The 26499-nt window shown below is 43.0% G+C and carries 16 protein-coding genes; 10 read left to right on the top strand and 6 right to left on the bottom strand.

Annotated features, from left to right (window positions below):
• The first annotated feature begins 126 nt into the window (after positions 1-126).
• The 5 genes from I3255_RS05060 to I3255_RS05040 all read left to right on the top strand — a co-directional run bounded on the left by I3255_RS05060 (position 127) and on the right by I3255_RS05040 (position 11433).
• Positions 127-2181, top strand: coding sequence for a hypothetical protein (locus I3255_RS05060; RefSeq protein ID WP_238037488.1), 2055 nt, complete (start codon positions 127-129; stop codon positions 2179-2181).
• 249 nt (positions 2182-2430) lie between these two features.
• Positions 2431-2898, top strand: coding sequence for a hypothetical protein (locus tag I3255_RS05055; protein ID WP_238037487.1), 468 nt, complete (start codon positions 2431-2433; stop codon positions 2896-2898).
• Between the two features lie 41 nt (positions 2899-2939).
• Positions 2940-5048 (top strand): DUF11 domain-containing protein, encoded by a 2109-nt coding sequence (locus I3255_RS05050; protein WP_238037486.1) that lies wholly within the window; start codon positions 2940-2942, stop codon positions 5046-5048.
• A gap of 139 nt (positions 5049-5187) precedes the next feature.
• The gene (locus I3255_RS05045) at positions 5188-10524 is read left to right on the top strand and encodes an SdrD B-like domain-containing protein (RefSeq protein WP_238037485.1); all 5337 of its coding nucleotides are present in this window, start codon (positions 5188-5190) and stop codon (positions 10522-10524) included.
• 123 nt (positions 10525-10647) lie between these two features.
• Positions 10648-11433, top strand: a complete 786-nt coding sequence (locus I3255_RS05040) for a hypothetical protein (RefSeq protein WP_238037483.1) — start codon at positions 10648-10650, stop codon at positions 11431-11433.
• Positions 11434-11506: 73 nt separating this feature from the next.
• Here the strand turns inward: I3255_RS05040 and I3255_RS05035 are convergent, their stop codons facing one another.
• The 4 genes from I3255_RS05035 to glpK form a co-directional block, all read right to left on the bottom strand.
• On the bottom strand, positions 11507-12199 hold the full coding sequence (locus I3255_RS05035) for a TetR/AcrR family transcriptional regulator (protein ID WP_238037480.1): 693 nt from the start codon (positions 12197-12199) through the stop codon (positions 11507-11509).
• Between the two features lie 237 nt (positions 12200-12436).
• On the bottom strand, positions 12437-13456 hold the full coding sequence (locus I3255_RS05030) for an endonuclease/exonuclease/phosphatase family protein (protein WP_238037478.1): 1020 nt from the start codon (positions 13454-13456) through the stop codon (positions 12437-12439).
• Positions 13457-13768: 312 nt separating this feature from the next.
• Positions 13769-14281 carry a hypothetical protein gene (locus tag I3255_RS05025; protein WP_201599679.1) on the bottom strand — a complete coding sequence of 171 codons (513 nt, stop codon included), beginning with the start codon at positions 14279-14281 and terminating at the stop codon, positions 13769-13771.
• Between the two features lie 248 nt (positions 14282-14529).
• Complete coding sequence (gene glpK / locus I3255_RS05020; protein ID WP_238037476.1) at positions 14530-16152, bottom strand: glycerol kinase GlpK; 1623 nt, start codon at positions 16150-16152, stop codon at positions 14530-14532.
• Between the two features lie 512 nt (positions 16153-16664).
• On the opposite strand from glpK, the gene I3255_RS05015 reads away from it, so the two are divergent.
• From I3255_RS05015 to I3255_RS04995, 5 genes are all read left to right on the top strand, one after another.
• Positions 16665-18332, top strand: a complete 1668-nt coding sequence (locus I3255_RS05015; protein ID WP_238037474.1) for a TolC family protein — start codon at positions 16665-16667, stop codon at positions 18330-18332.
• Positions 18333-18498: 166 nt separating this feature from the next.
• The gene (locus tag I3255_RS05010) at positions 18499-19365 is read left to right on the top strand and encodes a YihY/virulence factor BrkB family protein (RefSeq protein ID WP_238037472.1); all 867 of its coding nucleotides are present in this window, start codon (positions 18499-18501) and stop codon (positions 19363-19365) included.
• 48 nt (positions 19366-19413) lie between these two features.
• A complete protein-coding gene (locus I3255_RS05005) occupies positions 19414-20613 on the top strand; it encodes an efflux RND transporter periplasmic adaptor subunit (RefSeq protein WP_238037469.1) in 1200 nt (399 codons plus the stop codon).
• A gap of 3 nt (positions 20614-20616) precedes the next feature.
• Positions 20617-21927 (top strand): ABC transporter permease, encoded by a 1311-nt coding sequence (locus I3255_RS05000; protein ID WP_238037465.1) that lies wholly within the window; start codon positions 20617-20619, stop codon positions 21925-21927.
• Positions 21927-23117, top strand: coding sequence for an ABC transporter permease (locus I3255_RS04995; RefSeq protein WP_238037463.1), 1191 nt, complete (start codon positions 21927-21929; stop codon positions 23115-23117). Before I3255_RS05000 ends, I3255_RS04995 begins: the two co-directional genes overlap by 1 nt.
• Positions 23118-23220: 103 nt before the next feature.
• Here the strand turns inward: I3255_RS04995 and sthA are convergent, their stop codons facing one another.
• Both sthA and I3255_RS04985 read right to left on the bottom strand, forming a co-directional pair.
• Positions 23221-24864 carry a Si-specific NAD(P)(+) transhydrogenase gene (gene sthA, locus I3255_RS04990; protein ID WP_238037774.1) on the bottom strand — a complete coding sequence of 548 codons (1644 nt, stop codon included), beginning with the start codon at positions 24862-24864 and terminating at the stop codon, positions 23221-23223.
• 158 nt (positions 24865-25022) lie between these two features.
• Positions 25023-25856 (bottom strand): pyruvate, water dikinase regulatory protein, encoded by an 834-nt coding sequence (locus tag I3255_RS04985; protein ID WP_200960304.1) that lies wholly within the window; start codon positions 25854-25856, stop codon positions 25023-25025.
• Between the last annotated feature and the right edge of the window lie 643 nt (positions 25857-26499).

Raw genomic sequence — 26499 nt, 5'->3', positions numbered from 1 at the left:
TAAAATTTTATGCTATTCATACCCTATAAATAGACTTTCGTCTCATTTTTGTATATTAATTGTCACTTAGACATTATGCTTATCACAAAGCCATATCTAAATTCCATTCTTACTCTCGGAGCTATTATGAATTCGTCTATTGAACTGTCAGCTTTTAAGTCGAGAGTAACACGTTGGATAGCCTTACCGTCTTTGTTGGTACTACTGCCCAACTATTTGGCTTTTGCAGCAATTACAACTTGCCCTGCTAACTTTGTGTCTGATGAGTTTGCAAGCACTGATTACAGCAACTTAGGATCGACAGCATCGCCCCCTATTCTTGGTGTAAACCAACTTTTAAGTGGTCTTAAAAGTGAAAGTTACACTGTTGCTTCTAACAGTTTGATTACTACTGGCAGTTTAGATGCAGGTGGCTCAAATTTTTATAGACCTAAAACGCTAGCGGGCAACCTTCAATCATTTGAATTTTTTCAGGATTTTACTAACAAAGCATCATCTCGTACGGCCTCATATACCTTTAAAAATAGTTTTACCAACGAGTCTCAAGCCCTTACCAATGTCAGCTTAAGTATTTATGATATAGATGTGAACTATCTAGGTACAGGTACAGGAAACGGAGGAACAACACTAAATACTAGGTATTTCGAGTTTTCTGACCAAGTGACCATCACTGGTTTTACTAGTGCAGGTACTAGTGTGACGCCAACTTTAACGTATAGAGGCGCCGGAATAACGACTACGGCACCCTATCGTCAAACCACCACTACCGGTAGCGTTTTGTGTAGTACAGATTCTGTAGACGAAAGATGTAAAGTATCAGTTACTTTTAATCAACCTATCGTTAGAGTGGATGTGTCTTATGGCAATAACCCTAACCTAGAATACTACGATAATACTACTGGCACTGTGGGTAACCCTGGTGACCAGTTGATCAACATTGTATTTGATGGTTACTGCTACCTGCCACAGCCGCGTCTAACATATACTAAAGTGCTCTCTTCTTCTCGTAAAACAAATACCGATCAATTTACTGTTCAAATCAAGGATAATGCAGATAACTCGGTTGTTACCAGTGGTATCAACTCAGTTACTACGTCGGGTTCAGGTAATACAGTTACTACGGGAACAGGTACTACAGGAACCTTTAAGGTGAATCCTGCCAAGACCTATACATTGACTGAAGCCGTTTCAGGAACGACCAACCTAGCAGATTATACGGCGTCATATGCATGCAGAAGATCGGATGGTACAACCGTTACCACTTTAGATCCAAAAAATCTAAAGCTTACGTACGGAGATAGTTGGATATGTACAATCACAAATGATAGATCCAATTATATCTTTTCAGGTACTGTATTTAACGATAACGGTCAAATTACATCTCCAGCCAAAGATGATGTTTCTGCTAAATATTTAAATAACAGCCTTTATTTTAATGGTAGATATGACTCACCAACTGAATCTGGAATCCCCTTTACCACTGGTCACACCATTACTTTGAATAAGTGTGCTGGTGATAGTGGGACGTTTTCGCCTCAAACAGTGAATATTAATAGTGACGGTACCTACAGCTTTAATTTGACATCTGCACAAGTTGGCAGTTACACAAGACTCTGTGTCACTCAGAATGAACCTAGCAATTATGCATATTCTGTAGACACGACAAGCGATGTACGACAAATAAACATTATCAATAGTCAGTACAACTATCCTAGCAATGATTTCGGTGATGTTATCCAAGAAAATGCTGCATTGGTATTGATCAAGAGTCAGTATGTTCATGACTGTAGTCTAAATAACCTTGCCACAATTGGTGTCAATTATGAAGGTAGTGCTAGCAGCGCGTATAGTATAAAACCAATATCTGGCATTGTGCCAGGGCAATGTATCGCTTATAGAATTGAAGCCATCAATCGAGGTAATGTTTCTCTGACAGATATTGTTATCAAGGATACGCTACAGAGTAAAAACGACTCTAATAATTCGCTAATTACCTCTACCTTAGTTAATCCAACACCTATTGGTGAAAATAGTGGCACTCCATCATTTGCAACAAACTCGGTATCTATTGGTAACAACGGTACAGTGACCACCAATACTTTTTCCTTAGGTGCTACTACAGCCACTCGCCGTCAGGCAATTCGTTTTAATACTAAATATGGTACTACCATTAGTAACTAAACACCTGTGTATCAAATTACTAAGTACTCAATCAAGCCCTATCTTCTTTGATAGGGCTTTTACCGTTTGGTCATCTCGAAATACCATTTGTCGTCTTTATAATGAAAGTTTGTATTGGTTACGTGACAATAGCTTAAAGGGAGGTGTTTGCTTTTTACAGACGATCCTGATATCAAATTATAGACAGCTTCACTGTAGCCCAAAGCATCTGTATCCCAATGATAGCAACGGTATAAGAAAGGATTTTATATGAAACGTTTCAAGATTCTACGCAATGTTCTGTTAGCAACGGTTGCTTCTACTAGCATGTTAGGCTTCGCGCATGCTGAAGATGCTCTAAAGATGGAACTGACTGCCAATCAAGTCATCAAAAATGCTGACGGTAAGACAGTCTATACGGCAGTACGTACCGCACCAGCAGGTACTGTCATCCAATACAAGGCAACTTATACCAATACCATTAATGAAGATATTAATGATCTGATGGTAACTCTACCCATTCCTGCCAACATGACCTTTACTGGCGATGCGATGCCAGCCAGCGCACAAGCCAGCACTGATGGTAAGAACTACGCTGATATGCCGCTCATGCGCAAAGTCGATGGCAAGATGGTCAAAGTACCCTATTCCGAATACCGTACGCTACGCTGGAACATCAAATTACTACCCGCAAAAAAGGCAGCAGCTGTTGCCCTTAATACTGTCGTTAATAAATAACCCTTCATCCTTACTGATTTAATCTTTCGGAGATCTACTGCATGAAACCAAATTCTTTTAAATATTCAGTATTAGCCGTAGGTGTTGTGGCTGCAATGGGTATCTCTACTGCCGCTAATGCAGCTACTCCTAATACTACTGGTGGTATTAGTGCAGGAGCGGCACCGATTACCAACGTCGCAACCGCAAACTATAGCGTTGCTGGTATTGCTCAGCCAAACGTTACTTCTAACATTGTGACTGTCAGCGTTAGCGAAACAGCTAACTTTGCACTCGTATCGACTGTTGATGATGGTAGCATTGGTAACGATACTGCTGTTAATAGAACTGCTACGCCAGGTGGTACGACTACCTTTACTCATGCTTTAACCAATACGGGTAACGTGACGGATACCTATACCGTTAATACCACAGGTAATGACTCAGCCCTAGTAACAGCTGCTCCAGACTATGCTTTAGGTACTGCGCCTGTTACGTTTACTATTGTACAAGCAGATGGCACTGCTTTGACTCCTGCTCAGCGCACCGCTTTAGGAACTCAAGCGGAGACAGGTACCCTAGCCAATGGTGGTACTATTAGACTACAGCCAGGTACTAGAGCTAACTTAAGCTACGAAGCAGCTACGCCAGACGATCGTAACGGTAATGACAAAGGTGTAGGCACATTAACAGCGACCAGTACTTTCTTTACTGCTAATAATGCACCTGGTGCGACATTGGTGAACGAAAACCAAACTATCGTCAGATTGCCTACCTTCAAAATTACAAAAACAGCGACCAGTACTGTCGATTTGACAGTCGCTAACCCACAGATTGCTTATAGTATCGTAGTCACTAACGCAACTACTGACTATAGTACTGCTGCGACTGATTTTGTCATCCGAGATGTCCTTCCTGCAGGTTTGAGCTTGCCTAGTGGCACAGCATCAGACGTGACCGTAACTGGTGCTGGTACCGCGACGATCTCTACTGTTGGTACTCGACAAGCTATCAATGTTGCCGTAGCGAACTTAGCCGTTGGCGCAAGTCGCACGATTACTTTCACGGTTAATGTCGATAAAAATCAGTTTACAGCTGCTAATAGTTCAGTAACTAACAACGCAGAAGTCTACGATAAGTTCATCGGTCCGGTTAGCCCGCTACCTGCTACTCCTGTACTTGGTACTGACTATGATATTTTTGATAGCACAGATGGCACTGTAGGTGTTACTAGAATACCTGATGAGGCGGGTGAAGGTAACGGCGCTGGTATAGATACTCCTGGTGTGACCAACTTTACCAGACGAGCGGTTGTAGTGAGCAATCCAACGACTAGAGAAGTTCCCCCTGCCTCAGGTACTGCTAGTCAAGCGACTCATTCAACTCTCATTACTAACAGCGGTCAAGATGCTGAAGGTACCAATGCTAACCCATTGACTTTCACTATTGCCGATGGTGGCAATAATGCGGCTGTCAGACCTGTTACTGGTCCTGTTAGTGCTACTTATACGCCGCCTGGTAATGGCGCCCCGGTTACTATAACGCTGCAACCTACCGTTGCTGGTGGTAATACATATACTCTTAATAGCACTACACTACCAACCGCTCAATTTCCAAATGGTATTGCACCTGGTGGCACGCTAGCGATCAACTACAATGTGTCGTCGGGCAATGTAGCTGCTCCTGCAACTGTTAATGATGCTGCAGCTGTTGGTAGCACTGAAACTTCTGTTGTAACGCTAACGCCTGCTGGTATTAATCCACCTGCTGTTACTTCAGTAACTGATACGACTAACGTTAGAGGCTTAACTTTAGTGAAGTCTCAAGCATTAGATGAAACTTGTTCAGGTACGGTTGCTGCAAGTACCTTTGTTCAGACTGCGCTCGAGGCGAAACCTGATCAGTGTGTTATCTATCGTATTCAGGCGACTAATACTTCTTCAGCAGCGTTAGGTTTTAATCTTAACGCTTTAACCATCTCGGATTTGTTGTCTAACTTTTCAGCTGGTGCAGATTTAGTAGCTGGTTCACCTGCTACTTCTGCGACTGCTTCATCTACTGCAGGCATAGCTAGTACTTCTGCTACTGCGGTTCTTGGTAGTAACTACACTATAGCTCCTCAGGGCGTTGGCACCTTGACCTTTAAAATCAAGATCAAAAACGCTCGTTAATTTATATTTAATATTTCAAAGTCTATAAGCTTCAAAAGACGCTTATAGACTAACGCTCCAGCTTGACCTAATTGATTTTGATGAGCCAAGCTGGAGAATTACTATCCTACCCTTCTATGTTTTATTGGATAAGCGACACATGACTAAATCTTTAATGACACCGTCTAATCGTATTACGTTGCATACAGCGAAGATCTCTGCGCTGACTGCTGCAATGTTGCTTATGCAATCAAATATAGCGTTTGCTGCACCGAGCACTCTCGTACAAACTATCAACAACGTTGCTAATGCTTCTTATAATATCAATTCTATCAAACAGAATAGCATTTCAAACCAAGTCCAAGTCAAAGCCTCTGTCTTATCTGAATACGGTATTAATTTAACTCAGCAACCTGTGCGTACTGTCGCACCCAACACACTGGTGAATTGGGTTAATGTTCTTAGTAATACTGGCTATAGTAGTCAGACTGTTGAGCTGACGCTTGATGTATCGCCAACTCTATCTAATTTGAAAGTTTATCAAGACCTAAATAACAACGGTATCGTCGACAGTGGCGATAGACAACTTATTCTTGATAACATGAGCGCTCAAATCAAGCTTGGTCAGAGTGAAAACATTCAGCTTATTGTACAAGCGTTATCAGATGCTGATGGTCAGGATGGGGATACTGCTGATATTAAGATTGGTGCAGTTGTGTTGGAAGATTCGTCAGTCACCAGCGTGAGTGCGACCGATAGCTTGGTCATTATCGAATCTGGTATCAAATTCACCACTCCAAAATTTGATGAAAGTAAAACTGTTTCACAAATTAATGATGATGTTTATGTCAGTGCCAGCTATGCGCAATGTAACGTACAAACTGACAAGCCTGATCAAGTATGGGTAACCATCACATCGCCGATAACTGGAGATAGCTATTCACTCAAAGCTATAGAAACTGGTAATAACACGGGTAAATATCAGCTATCAGCGGCCACTCAAAATAACGCCAATGCTATTAACGATAAGCTCATCCAGACGTTGAACAGCGACACATTGACTGTCAATTTAGACGCCTGTATCGCCCCTTCGGTTGGTACTGGTGCTGATGAATTGCCAAACGCGTCTGACTTCACCGTACATATCAGTGATCTGAGCTCACAAATCAATATTGTCGATGATAATCCAACTTTAGTTGTCACAAAGGAAAGTGACGTAAAAAGTGCTGAGCTCGGCGATTATGTCAGCTACACCATAAATATCACAAACAATGGTAGTGCTACTGCTTACGATGTACAGCTAAAAGACGCATTACCACGCGGTTTTGCTTATGTCGATAGCAGTGTGCGTGTGAGCCCAGCGACTGCTATCGATATCAATCAGACACAGACTACTGAGTTTAAGTCTGACGGTAAATATCAGGTATTGAACTTAGGCAATATGGCAAATGGCGAAAGTAAAAAAATTACTTATCGTGTGCTTGTTGGTGCTTCATCACTAGGTGGTGATGGTATCAACCGCGCAATCGCAGTTGCTAACAATGAGCAAGGCCAAAGCTTAGTATCAAGAGAAGCACAGTGGAAAATCGACGTAGAACGCGGCGTCATGAATACTGACGGTATCATCGTTGGTAAAGTCTATCACGATATCAACCGTGACGGTATTCAGCAAAAAGAAGACGGCGAGCTTGGGGTTGCTGGTGTCCGTATATATATGGAGAACGGCAACTTCATCGTTACTGATCCTGAAGGTAAATACAACTTTTATGGGGTCAGTGCCAAAACACACGTACTAAAAGTAGATAGCACGACGATCCCTAGAGAAACAGAGCTGGTCACCCAAAGTAACCGTAATGCTGGTGATGCTGGCAGCCGTTTTGTCGATTTGAAATATGGCGAGCTACATCGTGCAGATTTTGCGATTGTGGGCGGCATGGGCGATAGTACTGAGCGTCTGAACGCCGAGCTAATCGCTCGTAGCAAATCAGTGAGTACTAAGAATGATACGCTAGAGCAAGCGGTAAAAACAGCGCTAACATTAGAGCCAAACTACGATGCCGACACGACTGATAATGTCGATGCTAGCGGCTGTAATATCAATGGTGATCTAGACCTTGGTAACAACTGTGATTCTGCTATTGTCAACGATATGATTGGGGATGCGACCAATCGTGTAGACATGGCCGTGACAAAGGTTGCACTTCCAGTAGAAAAAGAGCTCGAAGAATATTTAAAAGAAGTTGTCAATAACGATGTCTCGTTTATCAACTTGAGCGAAGGTCAACAGCTAAGTACTTACAAGCAGATGATACAGGTACAAGCACCACTTGGCTCAATATTTACTTTGTACGCCAATGGCAAAGCAGTATCAGAGCAAAATATAGGTAAAACTGCTAAGCAAGAAAAGCAGAATGTCACGGCTTTTGACTATTATGCGGTTGACCTAAAACGCGGAAGCAATACGTTACGCGGTGTGGCCACTGATATCAACGGAAAAGTCATCTCTGAGCAGACTATTAAAGTGTTGACACCTGATAGCTTGCAATCTATCGACTATCGTACTCAGGTACAGCTAGTAGCTGCAGACGGCATTAGCGAATACCAGATAGTCGTTAGTCTAAAGGATCGCGACAATCGCCCCTATATCGGTACTACTTCTCTTACACTTGATACTAATATCGGTCGTATCAATCTGAAAGACAGTAGCCAAGATCAAGCCGGCACCCAAGTTACTGTATCAGGTGGTGAGCTATTAATACCAGTCATCGCGCCAAGTGCACCAGGCAAAGGCGAGTTGGTGATTGATACGGGTAGCAGCAAACAAATCATTCCATTACAGTTTACGGCTAAGCTGCGTCCACTCATTGCTGTAGGTATCGTTGAAGGGGCTATTTCGCTCAAAGACTTTGACGGTAGCAGTATCACTGATGCTCAAGGCGCCTTTGAACAAGAGCTGAATGATTTTGCTGGTAACGACGACTATACCGCATCTGGTCGTGCGGCGATGTTCTTGAAAGGCAAAGTACGTGGCGACTATTTGCTGACGCTGGCTTATGACAGTGACAAAAAAGGCGAGCGATTATTCCGTGATATCGAGCCTGGCGAATACTATCCTGTCTATGGTGACTCATCGGCTAAGGGCTTTGATGCGCAATCAACCAGTAAGCTCTATGTGCGCTTGGATAAAGGCCGCTCATTCGCGATGTACGGCGATCTAAAGACACAAATTGACAATGATGAAGGCATTGAACTGGGTCAATACAACCGTACGTTGACTGGTTTAAAAGCGCAATTTGAAGATAATAATACTCGCGTGACTGCGTTTTTGGCAGAGACCAGTACCAGCCAGCGCGTTAATGAGACTCGTGGCTTAGGCATTTCAGGTCCATATCCATTGGCTGAGAACTTCGATGCGGTACTAGAAAACTCTGAAACGATTGAAGTGATCACTCGTGATGCCAATAATCCTGGTCTTATCATTAGTCGTGAAACGCTGACACGTTTTGCTGATTATGAGATAGACCCGATTAGCCGTAGTTTGTTTCTAAAATCGCCGATTGCGAGTCAAGATCTCGAAGGCAATCCTATCTACATTCGTGTCACAGTAGAAGTCGACGAAGGTGGTGAGGACTATTTGGTTGGTGGTATCGCTGCCAAACAGCAACTGACTAATAAAATCTCTATCGGTGGTAGCTATATCAATAGCGACGACCCATTGAACAAAGAAGAGCTGGCTAGTGTCAATAGCGTTATCAAGTTCAATGATAAGCTAAAGCTGGTCGCTGAATACGCGATGAACAAAGCTGAGAACCCTAATTTTCAGCCAAGTAATCAGATCAACACCACAGAATTAGACGGTAATAATGTTGAGGGCAATGCCTTACGTGTCGAGCTTGACTTTGATAACAAGAGAAACACCCGTGCCAAGGTTTATTACAATGATGCAGATGAAGGGTTTGTCACTGGTGCATCACCACTTACTGCTGGACGTACGGAGTCTGGCGTAGAAGTCATCCATACATTCAACGACAAAAAAACAGCGTTGAAATTAGAAGGCGTACGTACCGAAGATCATACTACCGAGGCGAGCGTCGAAGGTGTCCAGGCTAGCATAGAGCAGCGTTTAAGTGAGAATGTGGTCGGTGAGATTGGCGTACGCTACTATAAGCAAGATGCTACTGCTGCTTCACGCAATATCCAAGCGGCGACAGACGTTTTGGATATTACAGACGATACGCTATTTAATGATGACATTATCAACCAATCAGCATTGAACAGCGTTAGTGATGCTGACAAAGACATCGAAGGCACCACGGTTCGTGCTCGTATTACCTCTCGCCTGCCTAAGTTAAATAATAGCTTGGTATTTGCAGAGTATGAGCAAGATATCGACAACAGCGCACGTAATGCCACTTCTATTGGCGGCGAAACCCCTCTTGGTAGCTTGGGACGACTGTACGCGCGTCACGATTTGATCAACAGTCTATCGGGTACTTATGGTCTTGATGATACTGATGAGCGTCAACGTACTGTTTTTGGTTTCGATGCCACTTATATGAAAGATGGTAAAGTGTATAGCGAATACCGTATGAGTGACGCTATTAGTGCACGCGAGGCCGAAGCCGCTATCGGTCTAAAAAACAAATGGTATGTCCAAGAAGGTCTAACCTTGAATACCTTGTTTGAGCGTGTTGAGTCGCTTGAAGGCGAAGAAGACAATACGGCAACCGCAGCAGGTATTGGTGTTGAGTATCTTGCCAAAGAAAACTACAAAGCATCAGGACGCTTTGAGAAACGTTGGGGCGAGACAAGTGATACTTTACTGGGTAGCGCAGGTATTGCCTATCGTTATACCGATGAGATTACCTTATTGGCCAAAGATACCTACTCGCGCATCGACTATAATGATGGCGATCGCACGATTAATCGTTTCCAACTTGGTGCCGCTTATCGTGATTACGACAGTAATCAACTAGACATGCTTGCAAAGCTTGAGTATCGTTTGGATGACAATAACACGGGGGATGACACTTATCAAAAAGACACCATCATTTGGTCATGGAATGGTAACTACCATCCAACGCGTACCTTAACCTTGTCTGGTCGCTATGCGGGTAAGTATACAGAATATGAAGCAGACAACATTGCCAGTGACAACACCGCTCATGCCGTTTATGGTCGCGGTCTCTACGACATTAGCGAACGTTGGGATGTTGGCTTGCAAGCAGGTACTTACTGGAATAAGCAAGCAGATGACTTATCTTATATGCTGGGTGCTGAAGTGGGCTATAGCCCAATGACCAACCTTTGGTTGTCACTTGGCTATAATTTTATGGGCTTTGAAGATGAAGACATCGCATACGACGACAGTACTCAAGAAGGGGCTTACTTTAGATTGCGCTTCAAGTTTGATGAAAATCTATTCAAGCGTGAAGACCCACGTAAGAACAAGCGTCTAAATAGTGACTCTACGCAAGTTAACATGACTACCTTGTAAGCTAATGATAGCGTCTTAACTCCTGTCTGATGGCAATATAATCAGCGAATAGACAGGAGTCGCAGAGTCAGTCCTAATAATGGTAAATACCCACACTCATTACCTTCAGATAAGGTTTGCATCATGTTTAAAGCTGCCATTAAAACCACTGCTTATAAACAACCAGTACATACTGCACTCTCAGCACTGTTACTTTTGAGTGTCGTATCCCTTGCATCAGCACAAGATAGCATCGCTAACAACACGGCTCAAATCGTTGATACGAATAGTGTTGTAGACTGTCGTGATGATATTCAGGCTCAAGCGCCTTCTTATAAATATCAAAGCACGCAGCAACGTGTACTCAACTGCATGGTAGAGCAACTACAGCCCTATCAGCAAAAAGACAAAACGGCTCATCAGCAGTACCTCGCTTACAAAGCGCAAGCATGGCTTACTTATGCGATCCATAAAGACAGTATGAATAGCCGCTCAGCTGAGGGCCCATTAGCAGTAGAAATGGCTGAGAATATATTACAGTCACTAAAAAATAATACAGCACAAAACATCAAACTACAGCAAGATATCCCTACTACCTCTGCTCTCATGCGACCTGATCTATGGGCAACGCTAAGTGCGTTAAAAGACAGCGATGGTATAGAGTCAGTACCACGTGAAATGGCATTTAGTGAAGTGGCGTTAATTTGGGCGGCGACCAATCAATGTAAGCGAGGTTGGCGTGAATCAGGCATACATTTTCGTATGGCAGATCGCTGGCTTGAGCAAGCACGCGAAGCTTATGTGAATGCTCACGATTCACAGACTAACGTGGCTTTAGAACAATCTATCGTCAGCTACTACAAGCAGTATGCGCCTTTAGATACAGGCGACGATATCTGTCGCGGACAAGATCTAACGCCAAATAATTAAAGCGCCTTACTAAATGACAGAAGTAAAAAAGCCGACAAATCTGTCGGCTTTTTTGTATCTAATATAGATAAAATTAGCGGTTTTTACGTGGTAGTTTTTCTGGTAGATAGCAGCGTAAGTACGCGATAAATGCGGTATTTGCTTCTTGAATATAGTCTTCAGTGATACTCTGATGACGACGATAAGACAAGGTAAATATCGCATTAACAATGCTATAAGCAATCAATAACGTGTTTTGGATATCCTCAAAATTTGGCATCTCATAACGCTCTGATAAACGCTTGTAGACCAGGTCAACAATTTGATGGTCCATATCTTCACCAAACTCATCACCTTCAAAATCAGGCGTATTGGTGTCATAGATGAGTTTGGCTTTGGTTTCATCATTATGGAATATCGTCACGCACTGATCAATCAGCGCGGTTAGATATCCTTGCCATCTATCGTAATTGCCGATATCGACGGTTTCTACCATCTCTAATATTTCAATCGCATTCAAAAAGCGCAATGCTAAAAATATTGCTTCAATGTTAGGGAAGAAATGATAAGCAGAAGCTCTTGGTATGCCTGCTTCTTCACACACAGCCGCCAAAGTAATATCATTGATGGCTTGTGTTTCGCTCAACTTTTTGGCACCAGCCAAAAGTTTTTGACGACGTGCGCGGCCCTGCTGACTGGTAAATTTAAACTTGTTTGGTACAAGTTTTTTTGCCAATTCCGAGTCTACCAACACATCTTCGATTTTTTCGTCTTTGTTATCACTCATTATAAGTCTCTTAATGTTACGTCCTATTTTATAAATATAATCTTCATCGAATAGTATTCATCCTAAATGACCGGATTACGAGCTATCGACTGCAATACAAAGCCAATATTATCGCTACTAACCTCAATGAGGAGGCATCATAAACGCTTGTACACTATCAAGCAAGGGACATGAATGGGTTAAAAGTTAATGTATCGATTAACACTCTACTAGAGTTAACTATCTAATTTTATGAAGTTAATCATTCAGTTTAATTTTCGCTCTTATAATACCATGATCAGTCACCCTATCTGAATAATCCCACTTAAGATGGTCATTGAAATAATCAACTCTTTCGACCTGACCGAGCGAAAACTTGCTATCAGGTAAGAACTCTTCTGAGACAAACAACTGATCGATCACTTCTGGCATACCTTGATGAATATGGGTGTAAGCCACATCTTTCATCCAACCGTAGCGAGCTTGAATACGAGCGGCGTCAAAAAGTGCGACATCACGCATACTTTTATCATAATTGACCTCGCCAGTCTCAGTCATCAGCTGGGTCGTTACGCTACCAGTCACATCATTCATGTCGCCAAGCAGTATCAATGGCTCACGCGTGTGATGCAAACGTTCCATAATCGACATACGAATAGATGCCGCCTCTGCAGCACGCATGCACAAACTGCGAAGCTTGGCACGAATACGGATATTTGGATCATCCATGTCTTCTAATAGATGACCATTTTCGTCACGTAAGAAAAACGCACGTTTACTTTTTAGATGAGCCGTGATGATCGTTATTGGTTGACCATATGCGTCAACACGCAATATCAAAGGTGGACGATTAAAATGCTTATGAGGTCCGATATCGGGGATATCAATCACAGCCTTTGGTGCAATTTCTTCTAATAAGGTCGTCTCTAACTGCTCAAATCGACTAATAATACCGACGGCTGGCGTATTTTGTGCACCTCTACCTTGAGTATATGGACTTGCAGTGTCATTGCTTGCAAGCGGAATGACTGCCTGCTCTGGTTTGAATCCTAGTGAGACAGCTAGTGCTTCTAGTGCATTACTATCCCATACTTCTTGTACGGCGATGATATCAGCGTGTGCTTTAGCCAATAGGTCTGACAGACCACGTAGCTTATGCTCATAGGCTCTATTGTCATAAGCTGGGGCATTCTCATAATAAATGCGATTAGGGTTAGCAAAGTTCAATAAATTAGCTGTGGCAATATAAAACTGTTTACTACCGTCGTTATTAGTCATAAGTCCCCTGTCATTCTTGTTTTTCTTATATTATATTATATTCATACATATAGATTCATAGCAAATTTTATGCCAAAAAAAACTTCCAAAGGTTGACTTTGGAAGTTTTAAAATAACATAAATACTGCTGGTTAAAGTCATTAATAGAACCAATCGTACAATCAATTTATTTTCAGCAACGAAATAGTAATCTATTGTCAGTTTTTTAGTAAACCGACTGCCTATCAAACTGGCTATCTATTAAAGTCATTGAGTTAACAGTAATCATATTCTTAGATATTTTTAACATTTAACTTTTTTGTAAAATACGTACTACGATACACGATGCCATGCGTCACGTGATGCTAGACGCGCTTCATCCCACGCCAAACGAGAATCACCTTTCACTTCATGCCATGAACGCTCTAAGTCGGCTTCATGATCTTCAAAACGTGCATCTACTGGATAACGAGCGCGGTTTGCATAACCTACCGCATACGCTGGGTGCATATCGCGATCAAAGTCATAATCTTCTCTATGATAGTCAGCGTTTGCATACTCTGCACGCCAGTAAGCTTCTTCGTGTGTTGGATCAATGGCTTCAGCGGCTGCATGACCTGCGCCGCCACCAACGATAGCGCCAATAGCACCACCAATTAATGTACCTAATGGACCTGCCATTGTACCGATAGCTGCACCTGCTGCTGCACCGCCTACACCGCCAATACCTGTACCTACTGGATGTGAGCCTGGCTCACCCGTTATGATGTCTGCATTCAAATCTTCTTTTGTCTCTTTAGACATGTTTTTTACTTCACTACGATCGATAGCGTCATGGTTACTCATAGTATTGTCCCTAAATTATTTATTATTTGTTGAATTATTTATTTGCTAAAAGATTAGCGATTTTGCTAAATCCAACTGAAGTATAGAAACTTATAGGTAGAGACAGATAGCCTGATTATGTAAACTGTGTCCGTATTGCGATTGCATTGCGTTACAGCCTGTATCTTTATGACGTATATGTACGGTGCGCTCATACTTTGGGTAATCATAAGAGCTTAGCATTGATAAATTTACTATAGAAATCAAACCTATATCTGCATTAATGACCTTGCGATGGCACGTTGCCATTTATCAAGGTATTGCTCACGCGCATCAATCGACATGCTTGGCTCAAAAACACGATCCACTTGCCATGAGGCTTTCATGGTTGACTCATCGTAAAGCCCAGTTTTCAAACCAGCAAGTAGTGCTGCACCCTTTGCCGTAATCTCTGTGTCTCTTGGACGCAGCACTGGAACATCTAACAAATCTGCCTGAAACTGCATCAGCAAATCATTATTTGCCGCGCCGCCATCTACTCTCAGCTCAGTCAAGGGATGAGGGCTGTCTTTTTGCATGGCGATGAGCACATCATACGTCTGATAGGCAATTGCTTCCAACGCAGCACGGGCAATATGGGCTTTGGTAGTACCGCGGCTCATACCAGTGATGCTGGCACTGATATCAGAACGCCAATAAGGCGCACCCAATCCAGTAAAAGCAGGTAATAGCACCACATCTTCGCTACTGTCTACTTGCCGAGCTAAATCTTCGACATCGCTACTTTGTTGAATCATACCCAAATTGTCACGTAGCCATTGGATGATAGCTCCTGCCATAAAAACGCTACCCTCCAAAGCATAGGTGACTTCTTTTTTGGGTGGCTGTAGCATCCGCTTACCTGACTGTACGATTTGATCAAATGATAAATTGTCTGGACGAGTTGGCGATATTTTTCGCTGCCATGCAATAGTGGTTAGCAGCTTGTGCTCGCTCAGTTTTGGCTGCTGACCAATATTCATCAGCATAAAGCAACCTGTGCCATAGGTGTTTTTGGCCATGCCAGCATCGAGACAGCCTTGCCCAAAAAGCGCGGCTTGCTGATCGCCGAGCACCGCTTGAATGGGTATTTGCTTTGCAAATAGGCCTTTTTTGGTTTTGCCAAAATCACCGTCAGATGGCAGTACCTTAGGCAATATATTCATAGGAATGGCAAACCGATCACAAAGCGTCTCTGACCAAGCCAATTTATGAATATCAAATAGCAAAGTACGAGAGGCATTGGTCACGTCGATGACGTGCTCGCCGCCGGTTAACTTATAAATCAGCCAGCTATCAATGGTGCCAACGGCAACCTCTCCTTTACTGGCACGTACGCTGAGTTTATGATTATTTTCTAGCAGCCAAGCAATTTTACTGGCACTGAAGTACGGATCTAAGCGCAGACCTGTGATGCGTTGTACTTCCGCTGCCATATCATATTGAAGGTCATTGTTGAGATCATTATGATTGGCACTTTTATTCATGCTGTTATCGGCGCTTTCAGCAGCGAGTGTCTTGCAATAATTTGCTGTGCGTCTATCTTGCCAAATAATAGCGGGTGCGAGCGGCTTCCCTGTTTGCTTGTCCCACATGACAATAGACTCGCGTTGATTGGTAATCGCGATACTAGTGACATCAGTCGCAAGCAATCCTGCCTGATTGATCACATCATGCGCACAGCTGATCTGAGTTTGCCAGATTTGCTGTGCGTCTTGCTCAACAAATCCAGCTTTTGGCGTTTGCAGCGTTGTTGGCTGTTGTGCCATCTTAATAGGGCGTGCATGATCATCGTATAATATCGCTCGACTCGATGTTGTCCCTTGATCTAACGCCAAAATATATCCTGCCATTACGCATACCCTCTACTGATATTGTTGGTTCTATTTGATAAAAACTAGTGGCCATTCATTGTTTGCTGTTAATCAATCACTGTATATTTTATAAATGACTGGTCAAATTATTTAATGATAAAAATAAAAGTACGGTGGTTTAAATTATTTAACTCTAAGCTATGATGTTACTTATAAACAAATATTTAAAAAACAGCTCAAACCTCTATCATACCGCTAGGGATGACACAATAGAGAATAGCAGAATACTGAGCATTGACCCGTCACCATTGTGGCTCTACAGTGTACGCCTTATTTTGCACGATACGTTTTTAGCGCTTTCGTATTAGCAAGCACTTTATTAGAAAGCGTTCTGATATTTCAGTACAATATTTTATTTCAGCATTATTTATTCGCTTACTAGCAAATCGTTTATAATAGTTTGACTGCTTTATATTTTGAGCAATAAAATCTATTGATGCTGTCCGTTATTTTATAATACCTTACATTCTAATTAATGGCTTATGTGACTTATGAAATTCACTTTATCAGCGCTACCGACTGCTATGATGACAATTGCACTCATGAGCGGCCCTATAGTGACTTATGCGAGCACGGGCTCAGATAATATAGAATCATCAGATGACATGACACCGGTGACTGTGACAAAAATTGTAGATGCCGATGGTCAGATTAATAATCAGACAGTTCAGACAGCAATGGCACCTAGTCATACATTAGCAGAGACTCATTCTGAGCACAGCACATTAAACACCCTTATCGATCCAATCACACACAAAGCCGTGGATAATAGCTATCCATTAGAAGTCTCGAGCTTTTTAAGCCTAGAACAAGCGCAAAAGCTTTTGGTCCAAGTCTCGCCCAAAATGGCAGCCAATCAAGCAGCCATCGCTGCCAGCGAATATCAAACTGACGCCCTCAGAACTATCGATAATCCCCTCGTATTTGCGCGCGTCTCTGCCAGCGCTTACCATCTGGATGAGGATATAGATCTAACGTCTCTTAGAAACGGTATCGTCAACGAAGTAAATAATACTGTCGATAACGCGGTTCCTCCGATTGCAGACCTACCAGATTTACCAAACTTTGGGGAGTTGGTCGGTGAGCGAATTCCAGACTCTTATGATGTTAAGCGCTCAGGATCGACAACAGGGGCAGGTCTTGGTGTGGTCTGGCCTATTTATACCGCTGGGCGTACGGATGCATTGACTGGCGCCTCAGATGCACGCACCCAAGAAGCGGTCGCTGATAGCATCCTTGATAAAAACGAGCTCTATAATACGTTAATTGAACGGTATTTTAAGGCCCAATTGGCGATTATTGCCGCTTACTTACGTGAGGATGCTTACGATACCTTGCAGCAAACGGATCATATGGCAGAACGCTTGTTTGAAGAAGGCTTTATTTCGCGCGTCGATAGACTAGAAGCACAGTCTGCGCTTGCCGATGCCAAAAGCGAGTCCGTCAATGCAAATAATGATGCGCGCTTAGCTATGATTGCGTTACAGCGATTGCTACGTACTGATTATCGCATTAAGCCGACGACGCCATTATTTGTCTCTAGCCGTCCCCTACCGGATGTTAGCTATTTTCAAGACTTGGCATTGAATAATCATCCAGGATTACAAAAGGTCGCTGCCAAACGCGCGCAGGCTCAGCAGTTGCATGCATTATCAGATACTGGCTACAAGCCGACAGTCTTGCTATATGGTTATGGTCAGCTCGAAAAAGACCCAAGCTGGGTCGCTGGCATCTCTGCCAGTTGGAAACTGTGGGGCGGACTTGATAAAACCGCATCATTGGCATCAAGCAATGCTCAAATACGTCAGGCAGATCTTTCTGAGATTGAAGTCAGCGACAACCTGCTACTGCTGGTAGAAAAAAACTGGCACGATGTTAATAATGCTCAGTCACGCTATCAAGCGCTACAAAGTAACGTTGATTTGGCTGCAGAAGTTTTAAGATTGCGCCGCTTAGGATTGCAAGAAGGCGTGAATACCACAGTCGATGTGGTACAAGCACAAACGCAATCGCTCAAAGCACGTACTGAGCAAGCGCAAGCCGCCAACAGTTATGTACAGTCATTGGCCGCACTCATGCAAAGCTGCGGTACGCCGCTTGCTTTTAACGCTTATCTTAATGCCGCTGATATCCAGCTACCGACTTTGTACACTGAATGATGATTATATATAAAAGCTTATAAAGTATACGAGTAAGCGCTATGTCGTCGTTTCAACTTTTAAGTGTTATAAGACTAATGGGCGAAGATATATACCAAATCAGCATGACGCTACCAAAAAATAACGCTCAATGAACCATACTATTACTATAGTGAATCACTGTTTTATGAAAAAACCAACGTCCAAATCGATAAATAACTGGCTACAAACTTTGCTAAAAACGTGGCCTATTGCAAATACCACTAACGTTTGGGCACATTGCGCCAGTGTCGGATTTTTTGGTTTTTTATCCATCTTTCCAGCGATGGCGGTATTTGTGCTGATTTATGGTCTCGTATTTTCACCTGTTGAGATGCAAGAGCATATCTCCATTTTGCGTCCGTTTATACCTGACACAGTATATGAAGTCCTTAATTCGCGCCTAAGTGAGTTGGTCTCTAATACCAAATCCACGCTGACGTTTAGTCTGATCATATCGACCTTACTTGCCCTTTATGCTGGCTCCAAAGGCATCAAATCTTTAATTGCCCTTGTCAATCTCGCTTTTCATATCACCCAAGAGCGCAGCTTCATACAAGGCACGATTCGAGCAGTGAGCCTAACCTTTGGTGCGGTAGTCGTCTTGATGATAGCGGTGTCTTCTATTGCTATTATCCCTGTAGCAGCGAATTACTTCCCCTTCCCTCAAGTGGCTGAAACAGTTGCATTGTGGGCCAGATGGCCTGTATTGGCGGGTATTATCTTTTTAAGCTTTTTAAGTCTCTATCGCCTAGCACCAAATCGCGATGCCGTTGCACTAAAAAAACTGGTTCCAGGAGCAACGCTCGCGACCATTCTTTGGATTATATTGTCCGTGCTGTTTTCGATTTATGTGCAAAACTTCAACAACTATAGTGCTGAATTTGGGGCGCTGTCAGCGGCGGTGGTCATTATGCTTTGGCTGTATTATTCGGCCTTTATCGTCGCTTTTGGTGCGATTTTTAATTCTGAAGCCATAGACAATGCCAAACCTTATGCTGTTCGAGTGTACTAATCATAAATCCTTTGTTCTCAACTTTGCTGCTTTAGGAATCACACCGTCATGACTGAATTTCCAAACGAATCAGACAACTTAAATAAATCAGTTGATTCAACCGAGTCAGTGACCTCTCAAGATGCAAAAGCCTCCGTCGATCCAGTAGAAAATGTATCTGGTGGGTCTGACGCTCCAGAGCAATCTGTACCTGCATACAGTCGTGGCAACGCAAAAGCTGATAAATCTGCTCGTATGAAAAAGATATTGCTCATACTGTTTGTACTAGGTGTTCTTGGTGCAATTGCATACGGTTTATATAAAAGCAATCAGCATAATGAACCAGGAGTCATTACCCTCCAAGGGCAAATGCAAATGCAGCAAACCTCTATCGCTGCAAAGGTAGCAGGCCGCATTGCTAACATTATGGTGACAGAAGGTGATACGGTTACGGTGGGTCAACAACTCATCGAGATGGATTCGCCTGAGATTAATGCCAAGATCAACCAAGCACGTGCTGGTAAGCAAATCGCGCAAAGTCAATTGGACAAAGCAGAAAACGGGGCACGCCCGCAAGAGATCGCTCAAGCCAAAGCCGCTTGGCAAGCCAATAAAGCCGCGTCTGATTTGGCAGAAAACACCTATCAGCGTGTCAATCGTCTGTATGAAGAAGGATTGATGGCACGGCAAAAACGCGATGAGGCTTACGCGCAATATCTTGCTACTCAAGATCAAACTGAAGCCGCACGTTTGCAATATGATTTAGCATTAGAAGGTGCTCGCAGTGAAGACAAATCAGCGGCTACCGCTCAAGTCGCACAAGTCGATGCCCAGCTAGATGAGGCACTGGCAGCAAAAGAAGAAGCCAATCTAAAGAGTCCTATCGCTGGTATTGTGGACAACGTCATCGTTAGTGCTGGAGAAGTCATCGGTCAAGGTGTTCCTTTGCTCACGTTGGTTGATACCAATGACCAGTGGGTAGTGCTCAATGTCACTGAATCTTATTTAAATCAATTTGCTATTGGTCAGACATTTACAGGTACTATTCCCGCATTATCATCAGCAGATAAGCCTTATAACAAGCAGTTTACTGTTTATGCAACATCGACCTTATCTGATTTTGCTACTTGGCGACCGACCAACAATGATGATGGTTTTGATGTGCGTACCTTTGAGGTCAAAGCGCGACCATCCACGCCCGATACTCGCATTCGCTCAGGAATGAGTGTGGTTGTGCATATTAATCCTATCAATCAGAACCCAGAGTAGGCCATGCACTTGACTAAGTTAAGTGAGGCTTTTTTACGTAGCGCCGCTTACGAGCGCCGTTTTTTAGCCAAAAACCATTGGGACCTTAGTATGGTGGTGTGGATACCACTAGCCACAGTGCTGCTGATTTGGTGGATATTTTCACAGACTCAGATTACCGATTTACCCATTGGAGTGATCGATCAGGACAATAGTGCTGTTGCCAATACTACCGTACGTTACTTAGAAGCCAGTCCTACGCTTACGGTTAGACAGCTTTATTATTCACCAGCGGATGCAGAGGCTGCGATCTTGCAACGCGATATTTATGCGGTTATCATCATTCCTGAGGATTTTTCGCGTAATATTTTATCTAACAAGCCTGCCCCTTTAGTCCTACAAGTAAACGCCCAGTACGGTACGCACTCTGGCATTATTCAAACGGCTGTCCAAGCAGTCGCTAGCACATTGTCCGCAGGCGTAGAGATCAAGCGATTGATAAAGCAAGGCGTAGGGCCGTCGCAAGCCATGACTGCTTACTCGCCTATCAGTATCCAACGTATTAGTCTGTTCAATGCTGCAACCAATTATCAGCAGTTTTTGGCATCGACCGTCATACCTGCACTACTACATATATTAGCAATGGTCGTCGGGGCAACTACCATTGGTCGCGAGCTGCGCGATAAAAATATTGGTCGCTGGTATCGCTTTATCAGTACAGGTACACCTGACTTAGCCTTGGTTAAATCTTCTGAAAAAGCAGCTGCATTGAACACCGCACAAGATAGCGCCAACAACACTGTACTATCATCAGACTCAAAAATACCCAATTCTGTCAGCATATCAGTGTTGTTATCTGGTCTACTAGGCAAGTATTTTTGGCCAATGTTGGCCTATAGCTTATGGTCGGCTTTGGTATTGTGGCTTATAACGTCGAACCAAAATATAAGCATATTATCAATCATCGCAGTATATATCGGCCTGTTATGCTTGATGATACTGTCATTCTGGCTTGGTGCTATTTTTACTTTGAACTCCTTTTCACTGCGTATGGGTTTATCAACGACTGGTTTTATTTCAGCGCCTTCTTATGCCTTTGCTGGTGTGACCTTTCCTTATATTGCAATTAGTGATAGCGCGCAATACTGGTCGAATGCATTGCCGCTAACACATTACCTCAAGCTGCATATTGCCCAGTTACAAATGCAAGCACCGCTTGCTACATCCCTACTCATTGTCTATGGTTTAGCGGTTGCTACCATGATAGCCATGCTACTTGCAGCCTTATTAACCAAACGCGCATTGGCGCATCCTGAACGTTGGGGAGCACGCTAATGTCCGCACAATCGAATACCAAGCGCGAAAAACCTCAATCAGATATCGCTCCAGCATCTCAAACATTTTGGACAAGCTTTCTTCAAACTTTCAAAGATGTCTTTGGGGATAAAGGCGTACTTTTGATGTTGATTATTGCCCCGATTATCTATGGGTTCTTTTATCCTTGGCCCTACTCAACTGAAGTGGTCAACCATGTTCCAGTAGGTATTGTTGATTATGACAATAGTAACTTGTCGCGTACGCTTGCCCGTTATGCAAGTGCCAGTCCATCTCTAGATACTGAGCACTTTATCAATGAACAAGCGGCCAAAGAAGCCATATGGTCCGATCAAATTGCAGGCTATATGGTGATTCCAAGCGGCCTTGAAGAACAAGTCATGTCAGGGCAGCAAGCCTATGTCAGCGTCCTCGGCAACGGCGGCTACTTTATTTTAAATAAAAACGTCCAACTGGGATTCTCTCAAGCAGTAGGTACGGTATCCGCAGGCATCAAGGTAAAAAAAAGCATTGCGAAAGGCGCTTATGCATCTACCGCAGCACAGAATACTCAAGCTATACCGCTACGGATTATGCCACTGTATAACCAAACCGAGGGCTACGGTGCCTACGTCGTCCCAGCCGTCTCCGTCATTATCTTACAGCAGACACTGTTGATGGCGACTGCGATGCTAATTGGCACTTGGTATGAGCAGCGCCGTCATGCTGCGAGTGTACGCGGTTGGCTCGGACGTATCACAGCGCTGAGCACACTAAGCTTTATCATTGGCTGTTTTTATTATGGCTGGACTTTTGAGCTGCATCATTATCCACGTGGGCAAAATATGCTCGGAACGCTATTGTTTTTAGCACTGTTTTGTCCGACAGTCGCAACGCTCGGCTGCATACTCGGATTATGGTTCCGGCAGCGTGAGCGCAGTATGCAGATCTTAATCTTTATCTCCTTACCGATATTTTTCTTGAGCGGCTATCCATGGCCAGCCGACCAGTTGCCTCAAGTTTTGCAAGTAATACGCTGGATCGTACCGACTACCCCTGCGATCAACACCTCTGTGCAGCTTAACCAAATGGGTGCAAGCCTCTCTCAAGTCGCTATAGGATTTTATGCATTAGCTGGCTTATGGCTATTTTACTTTGCTTTGCTACTGTTTTTACGCAAGCGTATTCCGCAAAAAAAAGCCTACTTATAAATCTTCAAGTTAATTAAATCTATGAGTATAAAAAAGCGCCTGCTAATGTTAGTAGGCGCTTTTTTATACATATGACACTTTTACTTTGAGTCATTTTTAAACATCAAAATACTCGGTTCAAACCATTCAATGCTGCCACACGGTATGCTTCTGCCATCGTTGGATAGTTAAAGGTCGTGTTTACAAAGTACTCAAGCGTATTGTTGCACTTCATAACCGCCTGACCGATATGAATAATCTCTGACGCGTGGTTACCGTAGCAATGAATGCCTAAAATCTCTAAGGTATCACGATGGAACAATATTTTTAATACGCCCGAACGTTCACCAATGATTTGAGCACGTGCCAGATGCTTAAAGAACGCTTGACCTACTTCATATGGGACTTTTTCATCTGTTAGCTCCTGCTCTGTTTTACCGATACAAGAGATTTCGGGAATGGTATAGATACCAGTCGGTACACTAGATACTGGCTCGGCATCACTATCACCAACCATAAATGCAGCGGCACAGCGACCTTGATCGTAAGCAGCTGAGGCTAGTGATGGCCAACCGATGACATCACCCGCAGCATAGATATTGTCGATACCAGTACAATAAGTATCATCTACTTTTAGCTGACCACGGCTATTTGCTTTTAGTCCAATGGCGTCTAAATTCAAGCCTTCTGTGTTACCTGAGCGTCCATTTGACCAAAGAATGGCATCTGATTTGATTTTCTTACCGCTTTTGAGATGTAGGATTACGCAGTCATCATGGGTCTCAAGATAATCAATATCTTCATTACTACGGATAAGCACACCGAACTGCCTAAAGTCATGCGCGATGGCATCACTGATTTCGCTGTCTAAGTAGTTAAGCAATTGATCTTGGTTATTGATTAGATCAACTTTGTAGCCAAGACCAGTAAAGATAGACGCATACTCACACCCAATCACCCCTGCACCATAAATGATGATTTTTTTGACCACATAATCCATTTGCAAGATTTTGTCAGAGTCAAAAACGCGTGGATGGTTAAAGTCTAAAATCTCAGGACGGTAAGGACGACTACCGACAGTGATGATAGCTTTATTAAAAGTGATGGTTTCGTAGACATTGTCGTCGACTTCAATGCGCAGCGTATGAGCGTCAATAAAACTTGCCCACCCTTGAATGACTTCGATACGGTTGCGCTCATAAAAGCGGGTATGCGTACTGACTTGACGACGGATTACTTGACGAGCCTTAGCCAATACTTCATTTAGCGGAACTTGCTTATACTCCATCGCTTTGGTAAACATTGGGTCGCGACGGAAGTTAATTAAGTTAAATACTGATTGGCGCAATGCTTTACTTGGAATAGTACCGACATGAGTGGAGTTACCACCTACCTGATCTCGCGGATCAACGACCACCACTCTTTTGCCAGATTTGGTCAGCTTCATGGCAGCAGCTTCACCAGCAGGGCCCGCTCCTAAAACCACCGCATCGTACTCATACTCATGATCGTCACTTTTTAGTCGACGAGAATCTTTGGTAAATCCAGATTTAATATCAATACGAGTGTCATCAAGCGGGTTGATGAGATCAGGGTGATGCATGATATCTTCAGTGACCTGCTCATGCGTCTGCTCGATTTTCTGTTTTGTGTCTTTACCTTCAGTATGCTCAGGATTGGGCGAACGGCCATTAGATTTATTCGATACTTCAGTGTGGACGTCTTTACCAGTATCATTGGTTGCGTCACTTATATTCTTACTTACCATCATGTCCTCTTTATATATTGTTTGCTCTATTAATATCTATGTGCACTAGTTAATATTTTTAATATTCAAGCAATTTAGTAAAGTCGTACTCACAATAAGGCATGAATATACTTTTTACAAACTTGATGACGATTACATATTATAAAATTAATAGTCCATTACCCAATGCGGCGCTTAAGACCTGTCATCTGCAAGATACGCGTCGCAATCTCTTCAACAGACATCTCTGATACATCTAAGCTTGGGATACCATGCGTGATATAAATTCCCTGTATCGCACGCTGTTCTTGTTGGCACTGCTGATAACTTGAGTAACGACTGCCTGCACGGCGCTCTTGACGGATTTTTACCAAGCGATCGGTATCAATGAGTAAACCAAACAATTTGTCTTTATGCTCACGCAGCGCTTTTGGTAGTTGATTGTCGTATAGATCATCTTCGGTCAAAGGATAGTTAGCGGCTCGAATACCGAATTGTAATGCTAAGTATAGAGAAGTCGGTGTCTTACCAGAGCGTGACACACCCACCAAAATAATATCTGCTGCATTATAGTGACGAGTACGCGCCCCATCGTCATTGTCTAAGGCGAAATGGACTGCATCAATACGCTCTTTGTATGTCTCAGAATCAACATCATCATGCGCATGACCTGAATGACCATCTGGCTCTACGCCAGTCTCTTCTGCAACACGGCCAATCAACCCTTCGTACATATCCAAATTACAGCTGTGTGCTGAATTGATTTTTTCACGAATCTCTGGATTGACGATCGTATCAAATACTAACGGCAACGACCCATCACGTTGATATGCCATGTTGATCTGCTCTACGGCATCATCAGCACGCTCTAGGCTATCGACGTATGGCAACACTCTTGTCTCAAAAGGGACCGAGGCAAACTGACTTAAAATAGCGCGTCCGAGAGTCTCAGCCGTAATCGCGGTGCCATCTGAGATAAAAAACGCCGTTCTGATGGCTTGTGAGCTGTCCAAGTTTAACGCATGACGATTTTGGATAGTGGACTTGACTTGTTCAGATGGATTGCTTGAGTACATAACGTTGACACCTCGGTTGAAAACTCAATAATGATATTCATTTTATTTTTAGTATTGATCTAATAGCATTTATCTAACTTTGGCTGCCTTATCTCTTTTAAATGCAGAACGATGGCAGCGCTGCTATTGCACGTTTATATAGCCATATGCATTACTTATCTATCCGCTACATTATACGCATATTAGCATCCTAATAGAAATCAATGTTACAGGTGTACACTTAGAGACTTATGCTGTTTTAAGTTCACACATCACCCCTAATTTGTGGTCAGTTATCTGCTATTGATATCACATGTCGTATATAAAGGCAGAAATTTCGCGAATAATTCAAATAAATCCGCTTTAAACATGTCTATTTTTAGACTCGTCAGCAGTTATCAATACATGTCATCACCCCTACTATAGATATTTTTTCATCTTGCTAAAGGTAATATCTTTAGAAACTTGCCTTAATTTATATGGCAATTCCTACAATTTGTGTATTTTTAACAAGTTTTTTGGTAAAACCCCTCGAATTCCTCCTAATATGGCGGTATAATTCACCGTTATAATCTTTACTAAATAACCTTATTTTCTGGAG

Origin of the sequence: Psychrobacter sp. Ps6, from assembly GCF_022129235.1 — a bacterium.
GTDB lineage: Bacteria > Pseudomonadota > Gammaproteobacteria > Pseudomonadales > Moraxellaceae > Psychrobacter.
The sequence above is the reverse complement of the archived record's forward strand: the minus strand, read 5'-3'. Positions and strand labels throughout refer to the sequence as shown.